The organism is Micromonospora sp. NPDC007208, from assembly GCF_042869175.1.
GTDB classification, from domain to species: Bacteria; Actinomycetota; Actinomycetes; order Mycobacteriales; family Micromonosporaceae; genus Micromonospora; species Micromonospora foliorum.
Genome location: NZ_JBIAFG010000006.1, coordinates 146,974 through 172,765 on the forward strand (window position 1 = coordinate 146,974; position 25,792 = coordinate 172,765).

Here is a 25,792-nt window from a genome sequence, read left to right on the forward strand (position 1 = left end):
GGGGTGCCGCCGAGGTTAGGTGACACTTACCGACCGATTCCGCTTCCAACAAAACCGTACGTCCGTCTTGCTATCTGCGCAACCCGGCGTCACGGGTTGGGCGGCCCACGACCACGCCGCGTCGTCAGGTCGGCGGGGTAGGGTCGGGGCCGATTCGGAAGGGGGTGCCGAGTGATCGACGTTCAGCACTGGCTTTCGGCGCTGCCTCCGGGCGTGATCTACCTGATCGTCGCCGGGGTGATCGGCGTGGAGAGCATGGGCGTCCCGCTGCCTGGCGAGATCGTCCTGGTCAGCTCCGCCCTGCTCGCCGCCACAGGGGTGGTGGAGCCGGAGTGGGTGGCCAGCGCCGCCGCGTTCGGCGCCATCGTCGGCGACTCCATCGGGTACGCCATTGGCCGACGCGGCGGTCGTCCACTGCTCGCCCGGCTGGGCAGGCGGTTCCCCAAACACCTGGGCCCGGCGCAACTCGCCCGTGCCGAACAGAGCTTCGCGCGGCACGGCGTCTGGGCGGTCTTCTTCGGTCGGTTCGTGGCACTGCTGCGCATCCTGGCCGGGCCGCTCGCCGGTGCGCTGCACGTGCCGTACCGCCGCTTCCTGCTGGCGAACGCGGCCGGCGGTTTGGTCTGGGCCTTCGGCACGACGTACCTGCTCTACTCGGTCGGCCGGGCGGCCGAACACTGGCTGAAGGACATCTCCTGGGCCGGGTTGGTCATCGCGGTGCTCGCCGGGCTCGGCAGCACCTGGTGGTTGCGCCGCCGCGCCCATCGGGTCGCGTCGGCCGAGGTTGCCACTGGCGTGGAGGCAGCCTCCGGCGGTCAGCCGGCTGCGGTGGCTCCCGGCGTGGAGGCGGCCTCCGGCCGTCAGTCGGCTGCGGGGGCCCCTGGCGTGGAGGCGGCCTTCGGTGGTCAGTCGGCTGGGGTGGCCCCCGGCGGCGGTCCGGTCCGCTCGGGCGACGAGCACTGACCTCTGGTCATGCCGAAGGGCCGGACCCCGTGGTGGGGTCCGGCCCTTCGCTTCGTGCCTGGTGTCCTGGTGTGCGGGGTCAGCTGGTGGCGTAGCCGCGGGTGGCGATCCAGTCGGCGAGGTGCTCGGTGCTGATCCAGTAGGAGGCGGTGTTCGGGTCGGCGGAGTCGGCGATCTTCACCGTCTCGCCGTTGTCGCGGTAGCCGACGACGCTGATGTAGTGCCCGCCCTCGTAGGAGTGGGTGGTGCCGTCGGTGTCGGTGCTGGTGCCGGCGATGTTGGCGACCACGGCGCGGCCGTCGTCGACGGTCTTGACGATGTCGGCGCGCAGGGTGTCGGTCTGCTTGCCGTCGGCGTCGGGGGTGCTGATCTCGACGGACCGGTAGGCGTTGGTCTTGCCGGTTTCCTTGTTCAGGACGGGGGTGATGTCGTTGATGGAGTTGGTGCCGGCCTCGGTGGTGCCCATCTCCTTGGCCATGTCATCGACGTTGATGTTCTTACCCTGAACGGACAGGGCGTTTCGGGTGGCGGCGGGACCGCAGTAGTAGAAGTTCGGCTGCGCCTCGTAGCGCACACCCAACTCCCGCTCACCATGACCCTTACGATCCGACTGGGTCTGGGTGGCCGGCTTGGCGTCGGACGCGGCGTAGGCGGTGGTGACGGGGCCGGCGATGGCGCCTCCGGTGAAGGCGAGGCCGGCGGCGGTCAGGGCGGTCTTACGAATCAGATCGGTACGCATGATGGCGTGCTCCTCTGCATCGGGGGTGCCTCGCACACAACCTCGGGGGTGTGGTCGTGCGGGGAAAGCTTTCTGCCCGGCGACCCGCGAAGGGGGTCGGCGTCGGGACAGGGTGTAACGGTTCGCGGTGGCGGGTCATTCCGCCTACCTGCGGGGGCCAGCCAGGTTGTGGTGCTCGGCTGATCGGGGGGTGTAACCGAGGCGGCCTGGCGGATGTTCCCGGCGGCTGCCGTGCCCGGCCGCCGTCGTGGTGCTCGGCCGTCCGGGGATGTAACCGGCCCGGCCTGGCGGATGTTCCCGGCGGCTGCCGCACCCCATGACCTGGAAAGTCGCGGTGGTCTGCCAGGTATAACGACCCGGCCCGGCCGCCGATTCCGGCGACGGGGTGGCCCCGACCACCCGACACCAACGGCCAACCCGGACAACCCACCCACCCGACAAACGGACACGGCGGCCAAGACGGCGTGATCCACTCGGGTTCACGGAAAACGGGGTGTCCCGGTGCCGGGGACCCGCCGACTTCATGAAAACCGAGTGGATCACGCCGGTCTGGGCCGGTCGTGCGCCCTGACCGGCCCGACCCAGGGGCGCCCGGCCCGGCGCAAACCGACCCGGCCCCCGGACCCACCGACCTGCTCTGAAACCCACACCACGCCGCTCCGCCCCCAAGAACCGCGCAACTTCGGTGGAACTGCTGCCTCGGCACGCCGTGAGGCAGCAGTTTCACCGATAGTGCGCAGATCTTGGACATGCCACGCCCCGGTGCAGAGCGCCACGCGGGGAGGCCCACTCCGGGGTAGAACGAACCCCAGCCCAAGATCGTGCTCGATCCAGGAAACAGTGCCTTCCCCATGCCACGAGGCCACTACAACAAGGATCGAGCACGATCATGCGCCGGTGGCGACACTGATCGAGCACGATCATGCGCCGGTGGCGACACCGATCGAGCACGATCATGCGCCGGTGGCGACACTGATCGAGCACGATCATGCGCCGGTGGCGACACCCGGATCGGGTAAGTGGTCGCCGGACGGCGAGCCGGTGGCCCGTCGGGGCGGTGCGCCCTGCGGCCTTCGCTGGTCTTGCCCCTTCCGCGGCCTTGGTCATGCGGCCGGCCGAGGCCGGGCCGAAACCGGGGCGAACGGTCAGGTTGCGGTGAGTAGGCCCAGGACGGCGTCGCGGGCGGCCAGTACGGCCGCCTCGGACTGCGGGCCGGGGTTGAGGATGTCGAACGAGTGCTGCCCGTCCGGCACCTCGATCACCCGCATCGGCCAGCCCTGTGCGGTCGCCGCGGGGAGGAACGCGTCGATGCCGGCCACGACCGGTGGGATGTCCTGGCCGGCGCGGGTCAGCACCAGTGGCACGCCCGGGCCGGAGGTAAGGGCTTCGACCGGCAGGAACCGCGCGTCGACCTCCCAGCCGGGGAACGGGATGAGCAGCGGGTACGTCAGTGCGATCCCGCGTAACCATGGCGGTGGGACGCGGAGCCAGTCGGCCGCGAAGAGGCCGCCGCCGGAGAAGAACCACAGCACCACCCGCTCGGGGTCGACCCGCGGATCGGCGCGGACCTGCTCGACCATCGTGGCGATGTCGTCGGCTGCGGCGGGCAGCGCCGACAGGTCGGACACCTGATAGCTGACCAGCGCGGTTACCACGCCGCTCGCGGCGAGCAGCGCGCCGTAGCCGCGGTAGAGCAGCCAGTCGCGGGGGTCGGGCGCGTCGGGTGGCAGCGGAGCGCCGTGCACCACCACGACTGCGGGCGCGGGACCAGTGTGGGTGGGCAGGTGCAGGTCGACGTTGCCGTGTCGTTCGACAGGCGCGGGCGGGGTGGACAGGACGAAGGGCCGTTGTGCGACGGGCGTCGTCATGGCCCCATCGTATCGATCATCAACCTGCCCGGTTGACCCAAACGATCTACAAGGGACAGCGAGTCAGGCAGGGCCACCAGGCTTCGCGGCGTCGCCGGCCTGGGCGTGCCGCTCCAGGAGCCGCTGCCGGATCTCCTCCGGGGTGTACGCGCGCCGACGCCGTTCGGCCCGTGCGATGACCACACCGGAGGCCGCGACGCCGGCGAGGCCGGCCAGCCCGAGAACCTTCCACCACCGCATTCGTTGCCGCATCGGCCTAGGCTAGACCCTCATGAGCATCAGCCTGGATGAGGCCGTCGAGTTGACCCGCACCGGTGACGTGTGGGTGTTCCGGGGTCGCAGCGTGCCGGACCGGGCGATCCAGTTCACCACCAACAGCCCGGTGAACCACGTCGGGATGGCGGTGGTGCTGGACGACATGCCGCCGCTGATGTGGCACGCGGAGTTGGGCAGGTCGTTGCCGGACCTGTGGTCGGGCACCCACCAGCGCGGCGTCCAGCTGCACGACCTGCGGAACGCGGTATGCGTCTGGGCCAACCGGTACGGCCAACGGGCCTGGCTACGGCAGCTCGACCCGCCTGCCGACGCGGAGATGGAACGGGCGGTGCTCCGGACGATCGCGCGGTTGGACGGCACGCCGTTCCCGTCGACCGCGCAGTTGGCGTGGCGCTGGGTGCGTGGTCGGGTGCCGGCGCTGCCGCGCCTCGGCCAGCCGACCCCGGCGGACCGCGCCAACCCCTCCGGTCCGGGCAGCCCTGCCCGGTCGGCGGGGGAGCGGGACCGGGCGCTGGAGACGGCGTACTGCGCCGAGGTGGTGGCGGTGACCTATGAGGCCATGGGGTTGCTGCCGGCGGGTCGGCGTCCGAACTGGTACGACCCGGGGCGGTTCTGGAGTGGGGACGACCTCGGTCTGGCCGCCGACGCCCGGTTGGGTTCGGAGATCGAGGTGCGGGTGCCGCCGCGCTGAGGTTTGACCTGGGCGGTGACCGGCAATTGCTGTGACCGTGAACGCCTCCACGGATCTTGACACGTTGGCCGACTTCTTCGACCGGTACGGCGTGGCGTTGACCTCCGGCGATCTGCCGGCCATCGCCGGCTGTTACGCGCTGCCCGGGTTGGTGGTGGCCGACACCTACAGCTTCTCGTTCACATCCGCGGCGGCGGTGGCGCTGTCCTTCGTGGGCGCCGCGCCCGACTACCAGGACCGGGAGTTGGTCGCGGCCCATGCCCGCATCGAGGACGTGCAGCCGGTCTCCGCGCTGTTGACGATGGTGGCGGTGGAGTGGGAGTTCCTGGACAGTCAGGGGCAGGCGGTGCCGGGGGAGCGGTACCGCTATCTGCTGCGTATCTCGGATGACGGACCACTGATCTGCACGGTCGTCCGGACGGGCTGACCGACCGGGCCCGGTCGGTCCGATCCGTACCCGCCCGGTTTCCGGTCCGTGCGGCGCTGGCTACGCTGTCGCGTCGGTGGGGACGAGGGGAGACCTGATGGCGGTACGGCCGGACGGTGCGGCAGCTTCGCGGGCGGCGCGGGTGTTGGCGTCGGTGCCGTGGATCGTGGTGCTGCTCGGTGTGTGCGCGCTGGTGGTGCTCCTGGTGATCGCGCTGTTGTCGTTCCGGACCAGGGAGCGGGATGCCCCGCCGCAGGCCGCGCCTCCGGCGTTCCTGCCGACCGTGCCGGCCGCCGCGTCGGCCACCGGTGGGCCGACGCCGGCCGCTGTGGAACGCCGCTCGATGTCGCCGCGACCGTCGCGCAGTAGTCGGACGCCGTCGCCGCGGGCGACCGTGACGGGATCTCCGACTCCGGGGCGGACGAGCGTCCTGGTGGCGCCGCCGGCACCGGCGGACGACCCGGTCAGCGCCCGGTACCAGGTCGGTACGAATGGCTGGGACGGGGACGTGGCGGAGCTGTCGATCGCCAACGAGTCGAGTCAATCGATCGACTGGCAGGTGGAGTTGGCGTTCGACGACGACACGTGGTCTCTGCGAGTGGGTGATGACTCGGGCATCTCGGTATGGGGGCGCGGGGACGGGAAGTTCGTGGTGCGGGGCACCCGTTCGCTGGATGCGGGTGACTCTCGGACGCTGCGGCTGCGCGTCGGCTGGGGTGACTCGGCGCAGCGACCGCTCAGCTGCACGATCAACGGGGTCGACTGCCGGATCGGCTGAGTTGGAGCCGGTGGGTGGCACGGCGGCGCTGCGCCGCCAAGGCTTTCCGGCCCGGGCCGTCGATCGTTACGCTGCGCGGACGGTCGGCTGAAGGAGGTACATGTCCGGCATGCGCCGCCGCGCTCCGCGCCCGCCGCACGGTCCGGTCGCGATCGCAACGTCGCCCTGGATCGTGGTGGGCGCCGGTGTCGTCGTGATGGTGGTCCTGCTCTTCGTGGCCCTGGGCGCGTACCGGGGACGTAGTCCGGCGCCGGACGGCGCGCAACCGCCGGCGCTGCCGGTGCCGACGGCGGTGGCGGCGCCGAGCGTGCCGACGTCTGTGCCGTCTCCGGCGCCGGTGCTGCCGGGGTTGTCCGGGCGTGCGAGTGGGTTGCCGCCGAGCCCCGCGGCCGGGTCCGGTTCACCCTCGGCCCACCCGACGGTCAGTCCGACCGGGAGGGCGACGGCGACCCGGTCGCCGAGTCGGGCGGGGCAGGGGCAGCCAGCGATGACCGGGCGGTACCGGGTGGTGCAGAGCTTCGACGGGGGTTTCATCGGCGAGGTGGCGATGGTCAACACGTCCGCCCAGAGCCGGGGTTGGACGGTGCGGTTGGAGTTCTCCGGTGGACGGTTGGTGACCGCCTGGGTGGAGGGCGTCCCACAGGGGACGGTCCGGGAGAGCGACGACGGCTTCACGTACGTCAGCGGGGTCGACGTGTCACCCGGTGGTTCGGTGTCGTTGCGGTTCCACATGGAGCGGGCATCCCACACGCCACGGGAGTGCACGGTGGACGGGGCGCGCTGCAACGGGTTCTGACCGGCGCTTCCGCAAGGATGCTGCTTTGTTGCGACCATGTTTGCAAGGTATTGCAGAATGTTTCGGCAAGGGTTAGCGTGCGGCCAATCAGCGACCAGAGGAAGGCGTCGATGAAACCCCCGCCGATACCGCGTACCGCCCTGCTGACCCTTGCCTCCCTGCTCACCGTCACGCTCGTCGGCGCTCCGGTCGCCGTGCATCCCGCGGCCGCGGACCCCCGGTCGTCCGATCGTGCCGCGCTCTCGGTCGGCGGCTCGACCCAGTGGCGTGCCGAACCCACCGCCGATGCGCTGCTGAAGGCCGGCGGCAACTCCGCCCGAGCCGAGCAGTTCTACTTCGTCCTGCCGGACCGGTTCGCCAACGGAGACCCCCGCAACGACCGGGGTGGTCTCACCGGCGACCGGCTGCGGACCGGCCTGGACCCGACCGACAAGGGCTTCTACCACGGCGGCGACCTCAAGGGCGTCATCGACAAGCTGGACTACATCCAGGGGATGGGCACCACGGCCATCTGGCTCGCCCCGATCTTCAAGAACCGGCCGGTGCAGGGCGCCGGCAACGACGTCTCGGCCGGCTACCACGGCTACTGGATCACCGACTTCACCCAGGTGGACCCGCACTTCGGCACCATGGAGGAGATGAAGCGGCTGGTCAAGCTCGCCCACCAGCGCGGCATCAAGATCTACCTCGATGTGATCGTCAACCACACCGCCGACGTCATCAAGTACGCCGAGGACAAGTACGCGTACGTGGACAAGGCGACCTCGCCGTACACCGACGCGCAGGGCCGGGCGTTCGAGGACCGCAACTACGCCGACGGCAGCCGGGCGTTCCCGCCGGTCAACCGGGAGTCCTTCCCGTACACGCCGACGTTCGCCGAGCCGAAGGACGCCAGCGTCAAGGTCCCGGCCTGGCTGAACGACGCCACCATGTACCACAACCGGGGTGACTCCACCTTCGCCGGAGAAAACAGCGAGTACGGCGACTTCTTCGGCCTCGACGACCTGTGGACCGAGCGTCCCGAGGTCGTCCGCGGGCTGACCAAGGCGTACGGGGACTGGATCGGCGCGACCGGCGTCGACGGGTTCCGACTGGACACGGTGAAGCACGTCAACATGGACTTCTGGCCGCAGTTCAGCCAGGGCATCGAGCGGGCCGCCGAGAAGGCCGGCAAGAAGGACTTCTTCATGTTCGGCGAGGTGTACAGCGCCGACCCGGAGATCAGCTCCAGCTACGTACGCCAGGGTGGCCTGCCGGCCACCCTCGACTTCGCCTTCCAGGAGGCCGCGCGGGGCTTCACCGCCGGCGCCGGCTCCGCGAAGGCGCTCGCCGACGTGTACGCCCGCGACGACCTCTACGCGGCCCGGGACACCGACGCCGGCCGGTTGACCACCTTCCTCGGCAACCACGACATGGGCCGGATCGGTTCGTTCATCGCCGCTGGTGGCAGCGACCCGGCCAGCCACCTTCGTCGCGACCAACTCGCCCACCAGTTGATGTTCCTGACCCGAGGCCAGCCGGTGGTCTACTCCGGCGACGAACAGGGCTTCACCGGCCCGGGCGGGGACAAGGACGCCCGCCAGGACATGTTCGCGTCGAAGGTTCCCGACTACCTCGACGACGACCTGCTCGGCACCGACCGCACCCACGCCAGCGACCAGTTCGACCCGACCCACCCGCTGTACCGGACCATCGCCGACCTGGGCCGACTGCGCCAGGCCCACCCGGCACTGCGCGACGGTGTGCAGGTCACCCGGTACGCGGACGACGGGCCCGGCGTCTTCGCCGTCTCCCGGATCGCCCCGGCCGACCGCACCGAGTACGTGGTGGCCGTGAACAACGCCGACACCGCGCAGACTGTCACCGTGGACACCTGGTCGGCCGGCGCCACCTTCACCGGCATCTACGGCGGCTCGGGCGACGCACAGGCCGGCGGTGACGGCGAGTTGACCCTCACCGTGCCGCCGCTGTCGGCGGCGGTGTACCGGGCCGGCAGCCCCATCGCGCCGGCGGCCGACAAGCCGACCATCACCATCACCAGCCCGGCTCCGGACGCGCCGGTCGCCACCCGGGCGGCGGTCAGTGCCCGGGTGACCGGCGATCCGCTGGCCACCGTCACCGTCGCGGCCCGGGTCGCCGGCGGGCGGTGGACGCTGCTGGGCAGCGCCGACCACGCCCCGTACACCGTGCAGCACGACCTGACCGGCCTGGCCGGCGGTACCCGGATCGAGTACAAGGCGGTGGTCCGCGACGGCCGGGGCCGTACCGCCACCGCCCGGTCCACAGCGGTGGTGGGCACCCCGGCGCAGGGCAGTTCCCGGGAGTGGGCGGTGGTGCACTACCAGCGCCCCGCCGGGGGGTACGACGACTGGGGGTTGTACGCCTGGGGGGACATCGACCCGGCGTACGTCACCGAGTGGCCGAAGGGGCAGCCGTTCGCCGGTGAGGACTCCTACGGCCGGTTCGCCTGGGTGAAACTCAAGCCGGGCGCGACGTCGGTGAACTTCCTGGTGGTCGACGCCAACGGCACCAAGGACGTCGCCCAGGACCGCAGCATCGACGTCACCCAGACCGGCGAGATCTGGCTCAAGCAGGGCGACCCGGCGATCTACCCGAGCCGGCAGGCGGCCACCGGTGAGCCGGACCCGCCGGTCGAGGAGGGCACCGCGGTGCTCCACTACCGGCGGGCCGACGGCAACTACGACGGCTGGGGCCTGCACGTGTGGGACGGCGCCGCCAACCCGACCGAGTGGTCCGCGCCGCTGAAGCCGACAAGGACCGACGCGTTCGGGGCGGTGTTCCGGGTGCCGCTGGCGGCCGGCGCCACCGGCCTTAACTACATCATCCACCAGGGCGACACCAAGGACCTGCCCGACGACCAGCGGCTCGACTTTGCCAGCGCCGGCCGGGAGGTGTGGTTGCTCGCGGCCACGCCGGGTCGCCTGCTGCCGTCGACGGCCACCACCGCCAGCGGGGACACCGACATCAGCAAGCAGAAGGCGCACTGGATCGACAGGTCCACCGTGGCGTGGCAGACACCGCCGACCGACGGCAAGACGTACGCGCTGGTCGCCGCACCCGACGGCGGGGTCAGCGTGGTCGACGGCGAGCTGACCGGCACGTACACCACGCTGCCGCTGCGGGCGCAACGCAACGGGCTCACCGAGGCCCAACGCGACAAGTTCCCGCACCTGTGGTCGTACCGTAGCTTCGCCCTGGACCGCGCGGACCTGGCCAAGGTCCCGGCGGCGCTGCGGGGGCAGTTGCTGGTCACCGAGCGCGACGCCGAGGGTGCGCTGCTCGCCGCGACCGGCGTGCAGATCCCCGGCGTGCTCGACGACGTGTACGCCCGGGCGAGCGACGCCACCCTCGGGCCCACGTTCGCGGGCCGGACGCCGAGCCTCGCGCTGTGGGCGCCGACCGCCCGCAGCGTGCGCCTGCAACTGTTCGACTCGCCCACCGCCGCGCCGAAGGCGGTGCCGATGCGCCGCGACGACCGCACCGGCGTCTGGTCGGTGCGCGGCGACCACACCTGGACCGGCACGTTCTACCGGTACGAGGTGCTGGCGTGGCAGCCGGCGACGCAGCAGATGGTCACCGCGTCGGTCACCGACCCGTACTCGGTGGCCCTCGCCGCGGACTCCACGCACAGCCAACTCGTCGACCTGAACGACGCGGCGCTGGCCCCTCCCGGGTGGCGCACGCTGCGCAAACCGGCACCGGTGCCGGCCGCGAAGGCGCAGATCACCGAGCTGTCCGTGCGGGACTTCTCCATCGCCGACGACAGCGTGCCGGCCGAGCGGCGGGGGACGTTCCTCGCGTTCACCGACCCGAAGACCGCCGGCATGACCCACCTGCGGGCGCTCGGCGACGCCGGGGTCACCCACCTGCACCTGCTGCCGGTGTTCGACTTCGCGACGATCCCCGAGAAGCGGGCCGACCAACGCCAGCCCGCCTGCGACCTGGCGGCGCTTCCACCAGACTCCGCCGAGCAGCAGAAGTGCGTGGCGGCGGTCGCCGAGACCGACGGCTACAACTGGGGGTACGACCCGCTGCACTACACCGTGCCCGAGGGCGGTTACGCCGTCGACCCCGTCGGCGCGGCGCGGACCACCGAGTTCCGGGGGATGGTCGCCGGGGCGAACGACGCCGGGCTGCGGGTGGTCATGGACGTTGTCTACAACCACACCTCGGCGGCCGGCACCGACGCGAAGTCGGTGCTCGACCAGATCGTGCCCGGCTACTACCACCGGCTGCTGGAGGACGGCACGGTGGCCAACTCCACCTGCTGCGCCAACACCGCTCCCGAACACGCCATGATGGGCAAGCTGGTGGTCGACTCGCTGGTGACCTGGGCCCGGCAGTACAAGGTGGACGGCTTCCGCTTCGACCTGATGGGCCACCACCCGAAGGCGAACATCCTGGCCGTCCGCACGGCCCTGGACCGGCTCACCGTCGCCCACGACGGCGTGGACGGCAAGGCGATCATGCTCTACGGCGAGGGCTGGAACTTCGGCGAGGTCGCCAACGACGCCCGTTTCGTCCAGGCCACCCAGGCCAACATGGCCGGCACCGGCATCGGCACCTTCAACGACCGGCTGCGCGACGCGGTGCGCGGCGGCGGACCCTTCGACGCCAACCCACGGGTGCAGGGTTTCGCCTCCGGGCTCTACACCGACCCGAACGGCGACGCGGTCAACGGGTCGCCGGCCGAGCAGAAGGCCCGGCTGCTGCACGCCCACGACCTGATCAAGGTGGGGCTCACCGGCAACCTGCGCGGCTACCGGTTCACCGACACCGCCGGGCGTGAGGTCACCGGGGCGCAGGTGGACTACAACGGCTCCCCGGCCGGCTACACCGCCGCGCCGGGGGAGGCCGTCACCTACGCCGACGCACACGACAACGAGATCCTGTACGACGCGTTGGCGTACAAACTGCCGCAGGCCACCACGGCAGCGGACCGCTCCCGGATGCAGGTGCTGGCGCTGGGCACGGTGGTGCTCGGGCAGGGCACCGGGTTCGTCACCGCCGGCACGGAACGGCTGCGGTCGAAGTCGCTGGACCGCAACTCGTACAACTCCGGTGACTGGTTCAACCAGATCCGCTGGGGCTGTGAACGGGGCAACGGGTTCGGCGCCGGTCTGCCACCCGCGCCCGACAACGAGGACAAGTGGTCGTACGCGAAGCCGCTGCTGGCTGACCCGGCGCTGGTGCCGGACTGCGCGGCGATCAACACCACCGACGCCCGGTACGCCGAGTTGCTGCGCATCCGGGCGTCGTCGCCGGTGTTCGGGCTGGCCACCGCCGAACAGGTGCAGCAGCGGGTCGCGTTCCCGCTGTCCGGCGCGCAGGAGACGCCGGGGGTGCTGACCATGACCCTGGACGCCCGGGGGCTGGGCGGGCCGTGGAAGTCGGTGACCGTCGTCTTCAACGGGAGCCCGTCGGCGGCCAGCCAGACGGTGACCGGACTGCGCGGAGCGGACGTGGCACTGCACCCGGTGCTTGTCGACTCGGCCGACCCGGTGCTGCGTACCGCCTCGTTCGACCGGGCGGCCGGCACGTTCACCGTACCGGCGCGCAGCGTGGCGGTCTTCGTCCAGAGGTGATGTGAAACCGGCCCCCTTCCGCGTCTCGCGGAAGGGGGCCGGTTCGTTGGTGCTCTGCTATCTCGTCACCCGAAGGGTGATCAGGCGAAGCAGTTCTCGATGGTGCCGCCCGGGATGGCCAGGCAGTTGGTCGGACGGTTCGCGGTGATGGCGGACTTGTCGTCCACGTTCACGTCTCCGTAGAAGCTGAAGACACCGCCCGGCTCGAAGGTGGAGAAGTTGTGGGCGACCTTCGTCTTCGACAGGTTGACCTCGCCGAAGATGTTGAAGATGCCGCCGCCGACCCCGATCGGGCCGATGGCCCGGTTGCCGACGACCTCGCTGTCGCGCAGCGTGGTGACGCTGCCGACGTTGAAGAGCCCGCCGCCGAAGAAGCCGGCGGTGTTGTCCTTGATGCTGCTCTTCTCGAACGTGGCCACGCTGTCGAAGGCGATGGCCACACCACCACCGACGCCGGCGGTGCTGTTCTTCTCGATCGTGGCGTTGTGCAGGTTCAGCTGGCTGTCCGCCGCAGCGATACCGCCGCCGGCGAGAACCGCGGTGTTCGAGACGAACTTGGTCTCGTACGCCGTGGTGTTGCCCTCGATGTCGAGGTAGCCGCCACCGAAGCCCAGCGTCTCGTTGTCGGTGATCTCGGCCTTCTTGAGCTCGACCGTTCCGCCGTCGACGTCGTCGGTGAAGATCCGCGCGGCGCCGTTGGAGATACCGCCACCACCGATGACGGCGGTGTTGTCACTGATCTTCGACTCCTCGACCTTGAGCAGGCCGGCGTTGAAGACACCGCCACCGAAGAAGAAGGCGGTGTTACGGGTGACGGTGCTGTGCCAGATCTTCGTGGTGCCGAAGTTGGCCACGCCACCACCGTTGCCGCCCGCCTGGTTCAGGACGACCTCGGACTCCAGGATCTCGGCGGTGCCACCCGGCTGGACCAGGATGCCGGCGCCGTCGGTGGCCTCCGGGTACTCCACGAGCGGCGTGACGACGCCCGGCGTGGCCTTCGGGGTGACCTTCGGCGCGGCCTTCAGGCCCGCCTTCGGGTTGGCCTGCCGCGCGGTGAGCGCCTGGGCCAACGGGGTGCCCGCCTTCACCTGGGCGGCGATCGCCTCGGAGTCCGAGTACGACGCCCAGACGGCCGCCGGCTCGACGCTGTTGTACCGCTCCAGGGTCTGGCCACCCTTGATGGTCAGGCCCTTGATCGTGAGGTGACCACCGGCGCCGACGTTGAGGATGCGGAAGTAGTCCGCCGTGGCTTCCCGAGAGATTGTGGTGTGCTCACCCTTGAGCGTGATCCGCTCGGTGATCACCGGCAGGCCGTTGCCCTCGTAGTCGTTGCGGGTCAGGTTGTAGGTGCAGCCCTTGGCCAGCTCCAGCACACCGCCGTGCTTGTTGTTGGCGAACACGATCGCCTGAATCAGCTTGTCGGTGTCGCAGGGCACCTCCTTCCCGCGCTCGTCGTTCTTGTCCTTGTCCTTGTCGTTGTTCTTGTCCCGGTCCTTGTTCCGGTCCTCGTCCTTGTCCCGGTCGCGCGCCTCGTCACCCCGCTGGTCACCGTCCTTGCTGACCTGCGCGGTGTTCCAGTTCAGGCCGACCGCTCCGGCGCTGCCCGCGACGCCCACCGCCGCGAGACTGATCACGCCCGTCAAACCGGCCACGCCACTGGCGAGCCAGAGCTTGCGGCGGCGCTTGGCCGTCGCCCGCCCGGAGGCTTCGTTGTTCGTTAGGTAGTTGGACATCGGAGCTCTCTGCCCTCTCCTCGTACCAGACAGGGTCGCCGCCGTCAGACGGGTGTCCCCTGCTACAAATCGGTTGTAGCTCCCAAAACCACCGTATGAGAAGGTTCCTCGCCTCGCGGGCTTATCCGAGAGAAGCCCACATTCGGTTCATGTTGCCCCCAGCGGGGCCCGGACCGACACGCCGCCACCCAAGCCGGCCTGCAAGCCCGTGACCTGCCCAAATGGGTACGCCCCTCCGAGCCGGTCACGGCTCGGAGGGGCGCGCCTCTTCTATGTGGTTCAGCCCCACCCGATCAGGCGAAGCAGTCCGTAACGTTGAAGCAGTTGTCCGGGCGGTTGGCAGTGACGGCGGACTCGTCGTCCAGCGTCACGGTGCCGCCGATGCTGTTGAAGATGCCGCCCGGCGAAAGGGTGGAGAAGTTGTGCGCCACCTTCGTCCGGTGGAGCGTGACCTCGCTCCCCTCGCCGTTGACGATGCCGCCGCCACGGCCGAACGGACCGACGGCCCGGTTGCCCACCACCTCGCTGTCGCGCAGCGTGGTGACGCTGTCGTCGTTGAAGAGGCCGCCGCCGGAGAAGCCGGCGGTGTTGTCCTTGATCCTGCTGTTCTCGATCGTCGCGACGCTGTCGGAGGTCACGGCCAGGCCGCCGCCGTCGCGAGCGGCGCTGTTCTTGGCCACCGTGGCGTCCTTGAGGGTGAGCTGGCTGTCGGCCACCGCGACGCCACCACCGTCGAGTAGCGCGGTGTTGTCGCTGACTGTCGTCTGGTGCAACGTCGTGGTGCCCTCGACGTCCAGGACGCCGCCGCCGAAGCCGAGCGTCTCGTTGTCGGTGACCTCGCTCTTGTAGACCCAGGCCGAGCCGCCGTCGACGTCGTCGGTGAAGATCTCCGCAGCACCGTTGGAGATGCCACCGCCGCCGATGATCCCGGTGTTGTCCTTGATCTTCGATTCGTCGACCTGGAGCACCCCCGCGTTGAAGATGCCGCCGCCGAAGAAGAAGGCGGTGTTGTGGGCGACCGTCGTCTTGCTGAGCCGGGCGCTGCCGAAGTTGGCCAGCCCGCCGCCGTTGCCGCCGGACTGGTTGTAGAGCAACTCGCTGTCCAGGATCTCCGCGCGCCCACCGGGCTGCACCAGCACCCCGGCGCCGTCGGTGAACCCAGGCTGCTCGACCAGCGGCACCACCGCCGTACCGGCACCCGCCGGCTTCGCCGCCGCGGCTACCGGCTTGGCGGCCGTCGTTGTGGCGGCCTTGGCGGCCTTTGCGGCCGTCGGTGCGGCCTTGGTGACTGCCGCCGCAGCCTTGGCGGGCGCTGCCTTGGCTGGCGCTGCCTTGGCGGCGGCCTTCGCGGCCGGCTTGGCGGCGGTCGCTGCGGGCTTCGCCGCTGCCGCCGGCTTGGCGCCGGGTGCGGCCGTGGTTGCCGGCTTGGCGCCAGGCGCCGCCGCGGCCGACGGCTTGGCCACGGTCGAGCGGACCGGGGCCGAGTACGGCGCCCAGACCGTCGCCGGGTCAGCGGTCATCGAGGACTGAAGGGTCTGGCCACCCCTGATGCTCAGGCCCTTGACGGTGAGCTGCCCGCCGGCGCCGACATTGAGGATGCGGAAGTAGTCGGCGGTGGCCTCGCGGCCGATGGTGGTGTGCTCACCCTTGAGGGTGATGTGCTCGGTGATCACCGGGAGGCCGTTGCCGTCCTGGTTGCGAGTCAGGGTGTAGGTGCAGCCCTTGGCCAGCTCCAGCACTCCGCCGTCCTCGTTGTTGGCGAAGGTGATCGCCTGGATCAGCTTGTCGGAGTCGCACGGGACCTGCTTGGTGCGGTCCTTCTCGTCGTGCTTGTCGTCCTTGTCGTCCTTGCCGTCCTTGCCGTCCTCACCACTCTTGCCGCTCTTGCCGTCCTTGCTCTCCCTGCCGGACTGCTCGTCGAAGCCGCTCCAGTCGCCGCCGCTCCACTCGTCGTCCTGACCGCCGTCGTCCTTGGCGTCGTCCTTGGCGCCGTTCTTGTCCGCGCCGCCGTCGTCGCTGACGCTCTGCCGGTTGGTCGACGGTTGCGCGTCGGACACCTGGTCGGACTTTGGCTTGTCGTTCCGAGCGGCGACGCCGCCGAGGGCCGCCAGGCCGACCACGCCGGTCAGCCCGGCCACACCGGCGACCCAGAGCGCCCGCCTTCGCCGTGTTGGCGGAGCTGTCGAGGCCCCGCCGTCGGTACTCGTTACGTCGTTGGACATCAGAGCCTTCCGCCCTTTCCTGCTACCAGACGGGATCGCACCGCCCGAGGCGCCACGACCAGCTACAAATGGGTTGTAGCCACTGATCCTCACCGTATGAGAACCATCTTCGCGATGCGGACGTATCCGAGATAACCACGCATTCGGCGCAGGTCAGGTGAGGGCGGGCAACCGGCTCGGGCTGACCGAAAGGGCCCGAGCAGCACAAACACCGACGGACGGCGCCGCTGGGGCAGCCAACCTCGTCTCGCTCCGTCGAAGGCATCGCCTTGCCGACATCGCCGAACGTTGCTCGCCCTCCGGGCGTGATCCACTCGGTTTTCTGGAAAGCGCGGTGTCCGTGCGGCGGGAACAGCGCGACTTCATGAAAGCCGAGTGGATCACGACAGGGGTCCGTGGACGCCAGCCCCAGCGAGGGCTGGGCGGGCCTGGGCCGGGCCGGAGGGCGGCTGGGTCGGGCAGGCGTGGGCCGAAGTGCGGCTGGGTCGGGCGGACGTGGGCCGAAGTGCGGCTGGGTCGGGCGGGCGTAGGCCGAAGGGTGCCGCGGACCGCACGTCGGGGACGGCATCGCGTCGCACCGCGATGGAGTGGCCGTTGGGGTGGGCAGACACCGATCGGTGGTTGCCCTCCGGGCGTGATCCACTCGGTTTCCCGGACAGCGCGGTGTCGGTGTGGCGGGGACAGCGCGACTTCCCGGAAACCGAGTGGATCACGGCCGAGGCCCCTGGCCGCCGGACCTCAACGAGGGCCGGGCCGGCCAGGGGCGGGGCTTGACCCGCCGGCCCCGGGCGAGAGGCAGGCGGTTAGCGGGGCAGCCGGTTTAGCAGGGCAGCCGGTTTAGCAGGGCAGGCGGGTTAGCCGGGCAGGCGTGGGCCGGCTTCGCGCTGCTCGGCCAGCCAGGTCTCCACCTCGTCGGAGGTGCGGGGCAGCCCGGCCGACAGGTTGACCGCGCCGGTCGCCGTGACCAGCACGTCGTCCTCGATCCGGATGCCCACGCCGCGCAGTTCGGCGGGGACCAGCTCGTCCTCCGGCTGGAAGTACAGACCGGGCTCGACGGTGAGCACGTAGCCCTCGCCCAGCGCGCCGTCGCGGTAGGTCTCCTTGCGGGCGTTGGAGCAGTCGTGCACGTCGATGCCGAGCATGTGGCCGAAGCCGTGCAGCGTCCACCGCCGGTAGACGGTCGACTTCTCGTCCATCGCCTCGTCCACGCTCACCGGCAGCAGACCCAGCTCGGCCAGACCCTCGGCGAGCACCCGCATGCAGGTCAGGTGGACGTCCTTGAACTTCACCCCGGGGCGGATGGCCTCGATGCCGGCCTGCTGCGAGGCGTACACGATGTCGTAGACCTGGCGCTGGAGCGCGGTGAACCGGCCGCTCACCGGCAGGACCCGGGTCACGTCGGCGGTGTAGAGGTTGTGGCCCTCGACACCCATGTCCATCAGCAGGAGGTCACCCGGTCGGGTGGCGCCGTGGTTGTGCACCCAGTGCAGGATCGTGGCGTGCTCGCCGGCGCCGACGATCGAGCTGTACCCGACGTCGTTGCCGTCGTGGCGGGCCCGCAGCGCGAAGACGCCCTCCAGCAGCCGCTCGGAGACCGCCCGGTCGGCCGGCAGGATCCGGGCCACGTCCTCGAAGCCGCGTACGGTGGCGTCGATCGCGTCCTGGAGTTGGCCGATCTCCCACTCGTCCTTGACCAGCTTCATCTCCGAGATGGCGATCGCCAGCTCCCGGTCCCGGGCCGGCTGGCCCTCGACGCGGGGCCCGTCGTAGGGGCGGACGGCCGCGTCCACCTGGGCGTCGAAACCGCGCAACACCCGGGTACGCCCCGGAGCCAGGTCGGCGAGCGTCGCCTCCAGGCCGGTCAGGTCGGCGGTGGGCAGGCCCAGCTCGGTCGACTTCTCGCCGAGGGTGTGCCGCCGGCCCACCCACAGCTCGCCGTTGCGGCTGCGGAAGAACTCGTCGGTCTCCCGAGAGGACCGGGGCCGCATGTACAGCGTCGCGTCGTGCCCCGAGCCGTTCGGGCGCAGCACCAGCACGCTGTCGGCGTCGTGGTCGCCGGTCAGGTAGGCGAAGTCGCTGCCCGGCCGGAACGGGTAGTCGGTGTCGTTGGCCCGGACCTTCTCGGTGCCGGTGGGGATCACCAGCGTCTCCCCGGGGAAGGCCGCCGAGAGAGCCGCCCGCCGCTTGGCGTAGTTGGGTGTCTCCGGGCGGGGCGTCACGGGAAGCGCGGTGTCGCGCCAGCCCTGCCGCATGAAGGACAGGAACGCCTCCGGGAAGTCCGGATCGTGCGATTCCGTACCGTCCGTCGGCGTACCGTCGGTGCGTCCCTCGGTCATTGCGCCGCTCCCTCCGCTTCGTTGCTGTTCCCGACGGTACCGCGCGCCCGGTTGGCGGTAACGCCCCCTGTGATCGGGTGGATCGACGGACGGCTGCAAGGGCCGACAGCGCGCGTGGAAAGATGGCCACCATGTGCGGACTTCTGGCCTTCTTCAGCGCGAACGGCAACGCCGCCGCGCATCGCGACCACATCGCCGGAGCGTTGGAATGCCTGCACCACCGCGGCCCCGACGAGACCGGGGTCGAGGTGGTCGGCGACGCCTCCGGCCGGTACGCGGACGGCGTGTTCGCCCACAAGCGGCTGGCCATCATCGACGTCGCGTCGAGCCACGAGCCACTGCCCTACGCGAACGGCCGTTACCTGCTGACCTTCAACGGCGAGATCTACAACTACATCGAGCTGCGCGAGGAGTTGATCAGAAACTTCGGCGCCCAGTTCGCCACCGCCGGTGACGGCGAAGTGATCGTCGCGGGCTACCACTTCTGGGGTGAGCAGGTGCTCACCCGGCTGCGGGGCATGTTCGCCTTCGTCATCTGGGACCGGCAGGAGCGCCGGGCGTTCGGTGCCCGCGACTACTTCGGCATCAAGCCGATGCACTACCTGGAGACCGCCGACGGCCTCTACCTGGCCTCGGAGAAGAAGGCGCTGCTGCCGTTCGCGCACAGCAACTACCAGGGCGACGCGGGCGTCGACACGGCCAACCTGAGCCACTACCTGACCCTGCAGTACGTTCCCGAGCCCGGCACCCTGCACAAGGGCATCAGCCGGATCGGCTCCGGGGAGTACCTGAACTGGACCCCGGGCGGCCGGATCGACGTACGCCGGTGGTACCGGCCGGTGTTCCGGCCGGCGCCGGTCGACGACGAGCAGAAGCTCTACCACGAGATCCGCGAGACGCTGCGGGAGAGCGTGCGCATGCACATGCGCTCCGACGTGCCGGTCGGCTCGTTCCTGTCCAGCGGCATCGACTCCACCGCGGTGGTGGCACTGGCGCGGGAGTTCAACCCGAACATCCTCACCTTCACCGTCGGCTACGACGTGCCGGGTTACTCGGAGATCGATGTCGCCCAGGACTCGGCCCGGCACCTCGACGTCACGACGATCCCCACCAAGATCGGTCCGCAGGACATGATCGACGCGCTGCCGAAGATCGTCTGGCACCTGGACGACCCGGTGGCCGACCCGGCGCTGGTGCCGCTCTACTTCGTGGCCAAGAAGGCCGCCGAGCACGTCACTGTGGTGCTCTCCGGTGAGGGCGCCGACGAGTTCTTCGGCGGCTACACGATCTACCGGGAGCCGTTGTCGCTGGGCACCGTCAACGGCCTGCCCGGCGGTGTCCAGAAGGGGCTGCGCGCGGTCTCCAAGGCGATCCCGCAGGGGGTCAAGGGCAAGAGCTTCCTGGAGCGCGGCACCACCCCGATCGAGGAGCGCTACTACGGCAACGCCCGGATGTTCACCGAGGAGGAGAAGCAGCACCTGATGCGCCGCTACGACCCCTCGGTGCGCTACACCGATGTCACGGCCCCGATCTATGCCGAGTGCACAGAGCTGGACGACGTCACCAAGATGCAGTACGTCGACCTCTACACCTGGCTGCGCGGCGACATCCTGGTCAAGGCCGACCGGATCTCGATGTCGCACTCGCTTGAGGTGCGGGTGCCGTTCCTCGACCGTGAGGTCTTCGACGTCGCGGCGAAGATCCCGGTCGACCTGAAGCTGCCGCCGCGCTCCGACGCGACCAAGTACGCGATGCGTCAGGCGTTGCAGGGTGTCGTACCGCCGGCCATCGTCAACCGCAAGAAGCTGGGCTTCCCGACCCCCACCCGGGTCTGGCTGCGCGGCGAGATGTACGAGTGGGCCCGGCACGTGCTCAGCACCTCGGGTGCGGGGGACCTGCTCGACCTGTCGTACGCGCTGCGGCTGCTCGACGAGCACAAGCGGGAGGAGGCCGACCACTCCCGCAAGGTGTGGACGGTGCTGATCTTCTGCATCTGGCACGCGATCTTCGTGGCCAAGACGCTCGACCCGGGCATCCAGCGCAACCAGTCCGCGTTGCTCACGAAGCCGGTCGTCGGTTCCATGGTCCGCTGACCCGGCCCCGTTGACCCGGTCCCCAACCTGTTGATCAAGAGGTTTGCGTCATCCGGAGCGGTTCCGGTGACGCAAACCTCTTGATCATTTCAGGTGGTGGTGATCACTTCAGGTGTTGGTTAGCGGCGGGCGCAGGTGACTGTGGGGAGTCCGTTGGTTCCTGAGCTGCTGGCCAGGAAGCCGAACGTTGCGGTGCCCTCCGGTGCGACCGTGCCGTTGTAGGCGACGTTTGTCGCCGTCACCGTCGAGCCGGACGACGTCTGGGTGGCACCCCAGATCTGACTGATCGACTGCCCGTTGGGCCAGGTCCAGCTCGCGGTCCAGCCGGCGAACGGCGTACTGCCGTGGTTCATGATCGTGACCTCGCCCTGGAAGCCGCCCTGCCAGGTGCTGCTCACCTTGTAAGCGGCCATGCAGTCACCGCCGGCCGGCGGCGGGGTGGTCGGCGGCGGGGTCGTGGGCGGCGGGTCGGTGGGCGGCGGGGTGGTCGGCGGCGGGGTGGTGGGCGGCGGGTCGGTCGGCGTGCCACCCGGACCCACGCCGGTGACCTGGCCGTTGCCGCCGTCGAAGGTCACGTCGGAGCAGCCGAAGAAGTTCTCCTGCGAGTCCGATCGGACCCAGCGGGAGTAGATGATGTGCCGGCCACTCTTGCCCGACGGCAGGTTGCCGCTGAAGTAGTAGTGCCCGTCGTTGCTGCCGACCGAGCCGCGCTGCGGCGGGTTGGTCACCGTCAGGAACGGCTCCTCCAGGTCACTCCAGGCCAGGGCCCGGGTCGGGCTCCAGCTGTTCTTCGTCACGTAGAAGTAGAACGTGCCCGGGTGGTGCGCCCAGTTGCTGTACTTGAAGTCCAACCGCGCCCCGGCGGTCAGGTGGGTCAGTGGCCAGTCGGTGCGGGGCAGGTCGTAGCCGCGGAAACCGGTGTTGCCGCCGCTGCACAGTTGCCCGTCCGGGATGAAGCCGGTGGTCCGGCCGCCAGCGTCGGAGCGCAGCACGCTGAACCAGTTGTACAGCGAGTTCGCCCCGCTCTGCGCCACGGCGGCGGAGCACGCGGGGTTGTTCGGCCTGATCTCACCGGTCTGGCTGCGGCCGTCCTGCCAGCACAGGTAGGTGCGGCTGCCCGGCGTCATCGCCGCGCCGTGCGCGGCGGCCGGCTGCGGATTGGACGCCAGGGCGACAGCGCCCAGCGCGATGGTCACGGCCGCGGTGAGCAACGCGGCCGTACGGGAACGATTCACGGGTTCTCCTGACTCGCGAGGCGCGCTGTCTGAGCCGCCTCGCCGCAATCGGGTGGGATGTGGCCTGATCGCCCCGCTGTCGTGAGCGGTGCGACGAGCACGGTGACGTGCCCCGGCGGACAACAGCCGGTGGACGTGCGCCGTCGACGGTCCTGTCCTGGACCGGTGCCCTCGCGTCTAACCAACCCGGCAACCGGCGGCGCCGCAGCCCTCGCACCGCCCGGTACGCGTCATCCCACCATGCCGCACGGCCGAGCGCAATAGGTGTTCCTCGATGCATGAGAAGACCCGCCGGTCGCCGTCGGACGCCCATATCCTGCGTACGGGGAGCGGGACGGAGAGGCGGCCGCGGTGCCGGACGTGTTCGACGAGGTGCACCGCCGGTGCCGCGACGGCGAGCCGATCGCGCTGGCCACCGTCGTGGCCACCTGGCACTCCGCCCCGCAGCCGCCCGGCGCCGCCATGGTGGTCGCGGCCGACGGCACGGTCATCGGCAGCGTTTCCGGCGGCTGTGTCGAGGCGGATCTCTACGAGCGGGCCCGCCGTGTGCTCGACACCGGCCGACCCGAGCTGCGCCGCTACGGGATCAGCGACGACGACGCGTACACCGTGGGCCTGACCTGCGGCGGCATCCTCGACGTGTTCGTGGAGCGGGTCGACGCGAACGCCCTACCGGCGTTGGACGCGGTCGCCGCCGCCCGCCGCAGTGGCCACCCGGCGGCAATCGTCACCTGCGTGGCCGCCGACGCCAACGACCCACCCGCCGACACCCCACCCGCCGACGCCGACACCCCACCCGCCGACGCCGACGACCGACCCGCCGACGTTCACGACGGCCCGGCAGCCGACCCGGCCCGGAGGCTTGGCCGGCGGCTTGTGCTGACCGGCCAGCGGTCCGTCGGTTCGCTCGGCGACGACCGGCTCGACGACGCCGCCAGCGCCGACGCCCTCGGGCTGCTCGCCGCCGGACGCAGCGGGATGCTCCGGTACGGGTACCACGGGCAGCGCCGGGGCCGCGGCGTCAGCCTCTTCGTGACCACGTACGCCACCCCGCCCCGGATGATCGTCTTCGGGGCGATCGACTTCGCCGCCGCGGTCGCCCGGATCGGCGCGTTCCTCGGCTACCGGGTCACCGTCTGCGACGCCCGGCCGGTCTTCGCCACCGCGCACCGCTTCCCCGAGGCGGACGAGGTGGTGGTGCAGTGGCCGCACCACTACCTGCGAACGGAGTTGGCGGCCGGTCGGCTCGACGAGCGGACGGTGGTGTGCGTGCTCACCCACGACCCGAAGTTCGACGTGCCGTTGCTGGAGTTGGCGCTGCGCCACCCGCTGGCGTACGTCGGCGCGATGGGCTCACGGCGCACCCACGACGAGCGACACAAGCTGCTGAGCGAGGCGGGGCTCGGCCCGGCGCAACTCGCCCGGCTCGCCTCCCCGATCGGGTTGGATCTCGGTGGTCGTACCCCTGAGGAGACCGCCGTGAGTGTGGCCGCACAGATCGTCGTGGCCCGGTGGGGAGGCACCGGCCGCCCCCTCGCGGCGCTCGACGGGCCGATCCACCAGCCGGGGTAGTCGCGCGTCGGTGCGGGGCCTTCGGCGCCCATCGGGCCGTGCGCTGTGCCAGCCTGGTGCCACGGCGATCGGCTCGGCGAGCGGCGGCCGGTGGCGACGAAGAGGGGATCGGCATGGGATACGCGGTGGTGCTCGGCGAAGCGCTCGTCGACCTGCTCGACAGCGAACTCGACGGGGAGCGGGTCTATCGGCAGGCCATCGGCGGCGGGCCGCTCAACGTCGCCGTCGGGGTGGCCCGACTCGGCGCCGCGGCACAGTTCGTCGGCTCGCTCGGTGACGACGCGCTCGGCGGCCGGATCCGCGCCTTCCTCACCGCGGCCGACGTCGGGGTGGCCGGTGCGATCACGGTCCCGGCGCCGACCACGCTCGCGGTGGTCACGTACGCCGGGCCGGAGCCGGACTTCCGTTTCTACGGCGAGCCGGCCTCCTATGGACTGCTCGGCCCCGACGATCTGGACCTGGCGCTGCTGGAGGGTGCCGACGTGCTCTACTGCGGCTCGATCGTGCTGCTCCGACCCGACACGCTGGCCGCCGCCCGACGTGCCTGGTCGCTCGCCACCGGCCTGCGGGTCTTCGACCCGAACGTACGGCCCCGGCTGCTGAACGGGCCGGCCGCGCTGGAAGGGCTGCGCGAGGTGGTGGCCGAGTTCGCCGCCGGCGCGCACCTGGTCAAGCTGAGCGCCGCCGACGCCGTGCTGCTCTATCCCGGTGAGCCGGTCGAGGGAGTGGCGGCGTACCTGCGTGAGTTGGGGGCGGCCACGGTGGTGGTGACGCTCGGCGCGGCCGGTGCGGTGCTGGCCGCCGCCGACGCCGACCCGGTCCGGGTGCCGGCCCCCAAGGTCGACGCGATCGACGCCACCGGCGCGGGTGACTCGGTGATGGCCGCGCTGATCGCCGACCTGCTCGTCGACGGCGAACCGGAGGGCCCGTCCGGCTGGACCGACCGGGTGGCCTTCGCTCTGCGGGTGGCCGGCCTGGTCTGCGAATCCCCGGGCGGCGCCACCGCCATGCCCACCCGCGCCGCCGTACAAAAACGCTTCAACACCTAACCCCCGCCCCGCGCCCCGCCTCCTGCGCCGATCTTGCACTTTCGGTCGACGTTTGGTCCGCTTTGCTCACCTTTGGTCCCGCACAAAGTGCAAGATCGCGGCAGGGGTGGGGGTGGGGGCCGGGTGGGTCAGGCCGTGCCGGTCAGTTCCAGGTAGCCGCGGTGGGCGGCGACCAGGGCGGGGCGGGCGCCGAAGGGGGCCTCCGCGGCCACCCGCTCCGGAGGGGCGCTGCCGGTGTGCGCGGCCCGGATCAGCCAGGCCAGCTTCGCCAACTCCGCGTGCTGGGCCCGGACGAAGTCGACGTCCACCGGGTCGCCGTGGCCCGGGATGACCACCGTGCGCGCGGTGGTGAGCCGCAGCAGGTCCGCGACCGCGTCCGGCCACTGCAGGGGGTACGAGTCCTCGAAGGCGGGCGGGCCGCTCTGCTCCACCAGGTCGCCGGCGACCAGCACGTCGGCGTCCGGCACGTGCACCACCAGATCGGCCTCGGTGTGCCCCCGCCCCGGGTGGCGCAGCAGCACCCGCCGGCCGCCCAGGTCGAGGACCGTCTCGACGTGCACGGTGTGCGTCGGAGCGAGCAACGGGGTGTCGGCCAGCTCGGCGGCGAGCGCCGGGTGCTCCGTGCGCAACTCCTCGTACGCCTCCCGGCGCAGCCGCTCCGGCTCCTCGCGCAGGGCGGTGGCGGCCAGTTCGTGCGCGTACACCGGGCGGGGTGGGTCGCCGGCCAGGACCGCGTTGCCGAAGCAGTGGTCGTAGTGGTGGTGGGTGTTGACAAGCGTCAACGGACGGTCGGTGACCGCCCGGACGGCCGCGGCCAGCTCGGTGGCCTGGGCGGCCGAGGAGAGCGTGTCCACCAGCAGCGCCTCGTCGTCGCCGACGACCAGGGTGACGTTGACCCGCAGCAGCGGCTCGGCCAGCACGTGCACCCGGTCGGCGACCTCGACGAAGCCGGCGTTCACGACGCCCGCCCGGCGCGCTCGACGAAGCGTCCCCGGTCGACCAGGATCCGGTCCACCCGGCCCCGGGCCACCGTCTGGTCACCGTCGCTGACGGTGACCTCGAACGACAGCCGGCGACCGTCGACGGTCGCCAGCAGCGCCTGCGCGCGGACCGTCCGGCCGACCACGGTCGGCGCCAGGTGCTCCAACTCGACCCAGGTGCCCACGGTCGTCGAACCGGGTGGCATCCCGGTCGCCGTCGCCGCGACGGTGGCCGCCTCGGCCAGCGCCAGCACCCGGGGAGTGCCCAGCACCGGTACGTCCCCGGAACCGACCGCCTGGGCGGTGTCCGCGTCGGTGACGGTCAACTCGACCTGGGCGGTCAGACCCGGCGCGAAGGCCGGCTCGGGCTGCTCCTGCATGGTCGTCAGCCTAGGTGCTCGCTGGACCCGTCGAGCACGCGCCCGGCG

18 protein-coding genes are annotated in these 25,792 nt (G+C 70.9%); 9 read left to right on the plus strand and 9 right to left on the minus strand.

What is annotated here, in order from left to right; all coding sequences use genetic code 11:
- Positions 1-171 precede the first annotated feature (171 nt).
- Positions 172-963 carry a DedA family protein gene (locus tag ACFYL6_RS14900; RefSeq protein WP_387171392.1) on the plus strand — a complete coding sequence of 264 codons (792 nt, stop codon included), beginning with the start codon at positions 172-174 and terminating at the stop codon, positions 961-963.
- Positions 964-1,042: 79 nt separating this feature from the next.
- Here the strand turns inward: ACFYL6_RS14900 and ACFYL6_RS14905 are convergent, their stop codons facing one another.
- The 3 genes from ACFYL6_RS14905 to ACFYL6_RS14915 all read right to left on the minus strand — a co-directional run bounded on the left by ACFYL6_RS14905 (position 1,043) and on the right by ACFYL6_RS14915 (position 3,822).
- The gene (locus ACFYL6_RS14905) at positions 1,043-1,702 is read right to left on the minus strand and encodes a C39 family peptidase (protein ID WP_387171394.1); all 660 of its coding nucleotides are present in this window, start codon (positions 1,700-1,702) and stop codon (positions 1,043-1,045) included.
- A gap of 1,145 nt (positions 1,703-2,847) precedes the next feature.
- Positions 2,848-3,570 carry an alpha/beta hydrolase gene (locus tag ACFYL6_RS14910; protein WP_387171396.1) on the minus strand — a complete coding sequence of 241 codons (723 nt, stop codon included), beginning with the start codon at positions 3,568-3,570 and terminating at the stop codon, positions 2,848-2,850.
- 63 nt (positions 3,571-3,633) lie between these two features.
- Complete coding sequence (locus ACFYL6_RS14915; protein WP_145794764.1) at positions 3,634-3,822, minus strand: hypothetical protein; 189 nt, start codon at positions 3,820-3,822, stop codon at positions 3,634-3,636.
- A 19-nt stretch (positions 3,823-3,841) separates the two neighbouring features.
- On the opposite strand from ACFYL6_RS14915, the gene ACFYL6_RS14920 reads away from it, so the two are divergent.
- From ACFYL6_RS14920 to pulA, 5 genes are all read left to right on the plus strand, one after another.
- Positions 3,842-4,537, plus strand: a complete 696-nt coding sequence (locus ACFYL6_RS14920; RefSeq protein WP_387171398.1) for a hypothetical protein — start codon at positions 3,842-3,844, stop codon at positions 4,535-4,537.
- Between the two features lie 37 nt (positions 4,538-4,574).
- The gene (locus tag ACFYL6_RS14925; RefSeq protein ID WP_238658501.1) at positions 4,575-4,964 is read left to right on the plus strand and encodes a hypothetical protein; all 390 of its coding nucleotides are present in this window, start codon (positions 4,575-4,577) and stop codon (positions 4,962-4,964) included.
- Between the two features lie 97 nt (positions 4,965-5,061).
- Positions 5,062-5,742, plus strand: a complete 681-nt coding sequence (locus ACFYL6_RS14930; protein ID WP_387171400.1) for a hypothetical protein — start codon at positions 5,062-5,064, stop codon at positions 5,740-5,742.
- 100 nt (positions 5,743-5,842) lie between these two features.
- Positions 5,843-6,538, plus strand: a complete 696-nt coding sequence (locus ACFYL6_RS14935; protein WP_387171402.1) for a cellulose binding domain-containing protein — start codon at positions 5,843-5,845, stop codon at positions 6,536-6,538.
- A 110-nt stretch (positions 6,539-6,648) separates the two neighbouring features.
- On the plus strand, positions 6,649-12,144 hold the full coding sequence (gene pulA, locus ACFYL6_RS14940; RefSeq protein ID WP_387171404.1) for a pullulanase-type alpha-1,6-glucosidase: 5,496 nt from the start codon (positions 6,649-6,651) through the stop codon (positions 12,142-12,144).
- Positions 12,145-12,224: 80 nt separating this feature from the next.
- Here the strand turns inward: pulA and ACFYL6_RS14945 are convergent, their stop codons facing one another.
- The 3 genes from ACFYL6_RS14945 to ACFYL6_RS14955 all read right to left on the minus strand — a co-directional run bounded on the left by ACFYL6_RS14945 (position 12,225) and on the right by ACFYL6_RS14955 (position 18,435).
- Positions 12,225-13,877: a hypothetical protein gene (locus ACFYL6_RS14945; protein ID WP_387171406.1), complete on the minus strand. Its 1,653-nt coding sequence runs from the start codon at positions 13,875-13,877 to the stop codon at positions 12,225-12,227.
- Positions 13,878-14,170: 293 nt separating this feature from the next.
- Positions 14,171-16,099, minus strand: coding sequence for a hypothetical protein (locus tag ACFYL6_RS14950; protein ID WP_387171408.1), 1,929 nt, complete (start codon positions 16,097-16,099; stop codon positions 14,171-14,173).
- An 854-nt stretch (positions 16,100-16,953) separates the two neighbouring features.
- Positions 16,954-18,435 carry an aminopeptidase P family protein gene (locus tag ACFYL6_RS14955; RefSeq protein WP_387171410.1) on the minus strand — a complete coding sequence of 494 codons (1,482 nt, stop codon included), beginning with the start codon at positions 18,433-18,435 and terminating at the stop codon, positions 16,954-16,956.
- Positions 18,436-18,566: 131 nt separating this feature from the next.
- Here ACFYL6_RS14955 and asnB point away from each other — a divergent pair, with 131 nt between their 5' ends.
- Positions 18,567-20,528, plus strand: a complete 1,962-nt coding sequence (asnB, locus tag ACFYL6_RS14960; protein ID WP_091405235.1) for an asparagine synthase (glutamine-hydrolyzing) — start codon at positions 18,567-18,569, stop codon at positions 20,526-20,528.
- A 119-nt stretch (positions 20,529-20,647) separates the two neighbouring features.
- Here the strand turns inward: asnB and ACFYL6_RS14965 are convergent, their stop codons facing one another.
- Positions 20,648-21,763 (minus strand): lytic polysaccharide monooxygenase, encoded by a 1,116-nt coding sequence (locus tag ACFYL6_RS14965; protein WP_387171412.1) that lies wholly within the window; start codon positions 21,761-21,763, stop codon positions 20,648-20,650.
- Positions 21,764-22,114: 351 nt separating this feature from the next.
- Between ACFYL6_RS14965 and ACFYL6_RS14970 the strand changes: the two genes are divergently transcribed.
- Complete coding sequence (locus ACFYL6_RS14970; protein ID WP_387171414.1) at positions 22,115-23,335, plus strand: XdhC family protein; 1,221 nt, start codon at positions 22,115-22,117, stop codon at positions 23,333-23,335.
- Positions 23,336-23,448: 113 nt separating this feature from the next.
- Positions 23,449-24,384: a carbohydrate kinase gene (locus ACFYL6_RS14975; RefSeq protein WP_387171415.1), complete on the plus strand. Its 936-nt coding sequence runs from the start codon at positions 23,449-23,451 to the stop codon at positions 24,382-24,384.
- A 128-nt stretch (positions 24,385-24,512) separates the two neighbouring features.
- On the opposite strand, the gene ACFYL6_RS14980 is transcribed toward ACFYL6_RS14975, so the two are convergent.
- Both ACFYL6_RS14980 and ACFYL6_RS14985 read right to left on the minus strand, forming a co-directional pair.
- Positions 24,513-25,343: an MBL fold metallo-hydrolase gene (locus ACFYL6_RS14980; protein WP_091403816.1), complete on the minus strand. Its 831-nt coding sequence runs from the start codon at positions 25,341-25,343 to the stop codon at positions 24,513-24,515.
- A complete protein-coding gene (locus ACFYL6_RS14985) occupies positions 25,340-25,744 on the minus strand; it encodes a thioesterase family protein (RefSeq protein ID WP_387171417.1) in 405 nt (134 codons plus the stop codon). Before ACFYL6_RS14985 ends, ACFYL6_RS14980 begins: the two co-directional genes overlap by 4 nt.
- Positions 25,745-25,792: the final 48 nt, after the last annotated feature.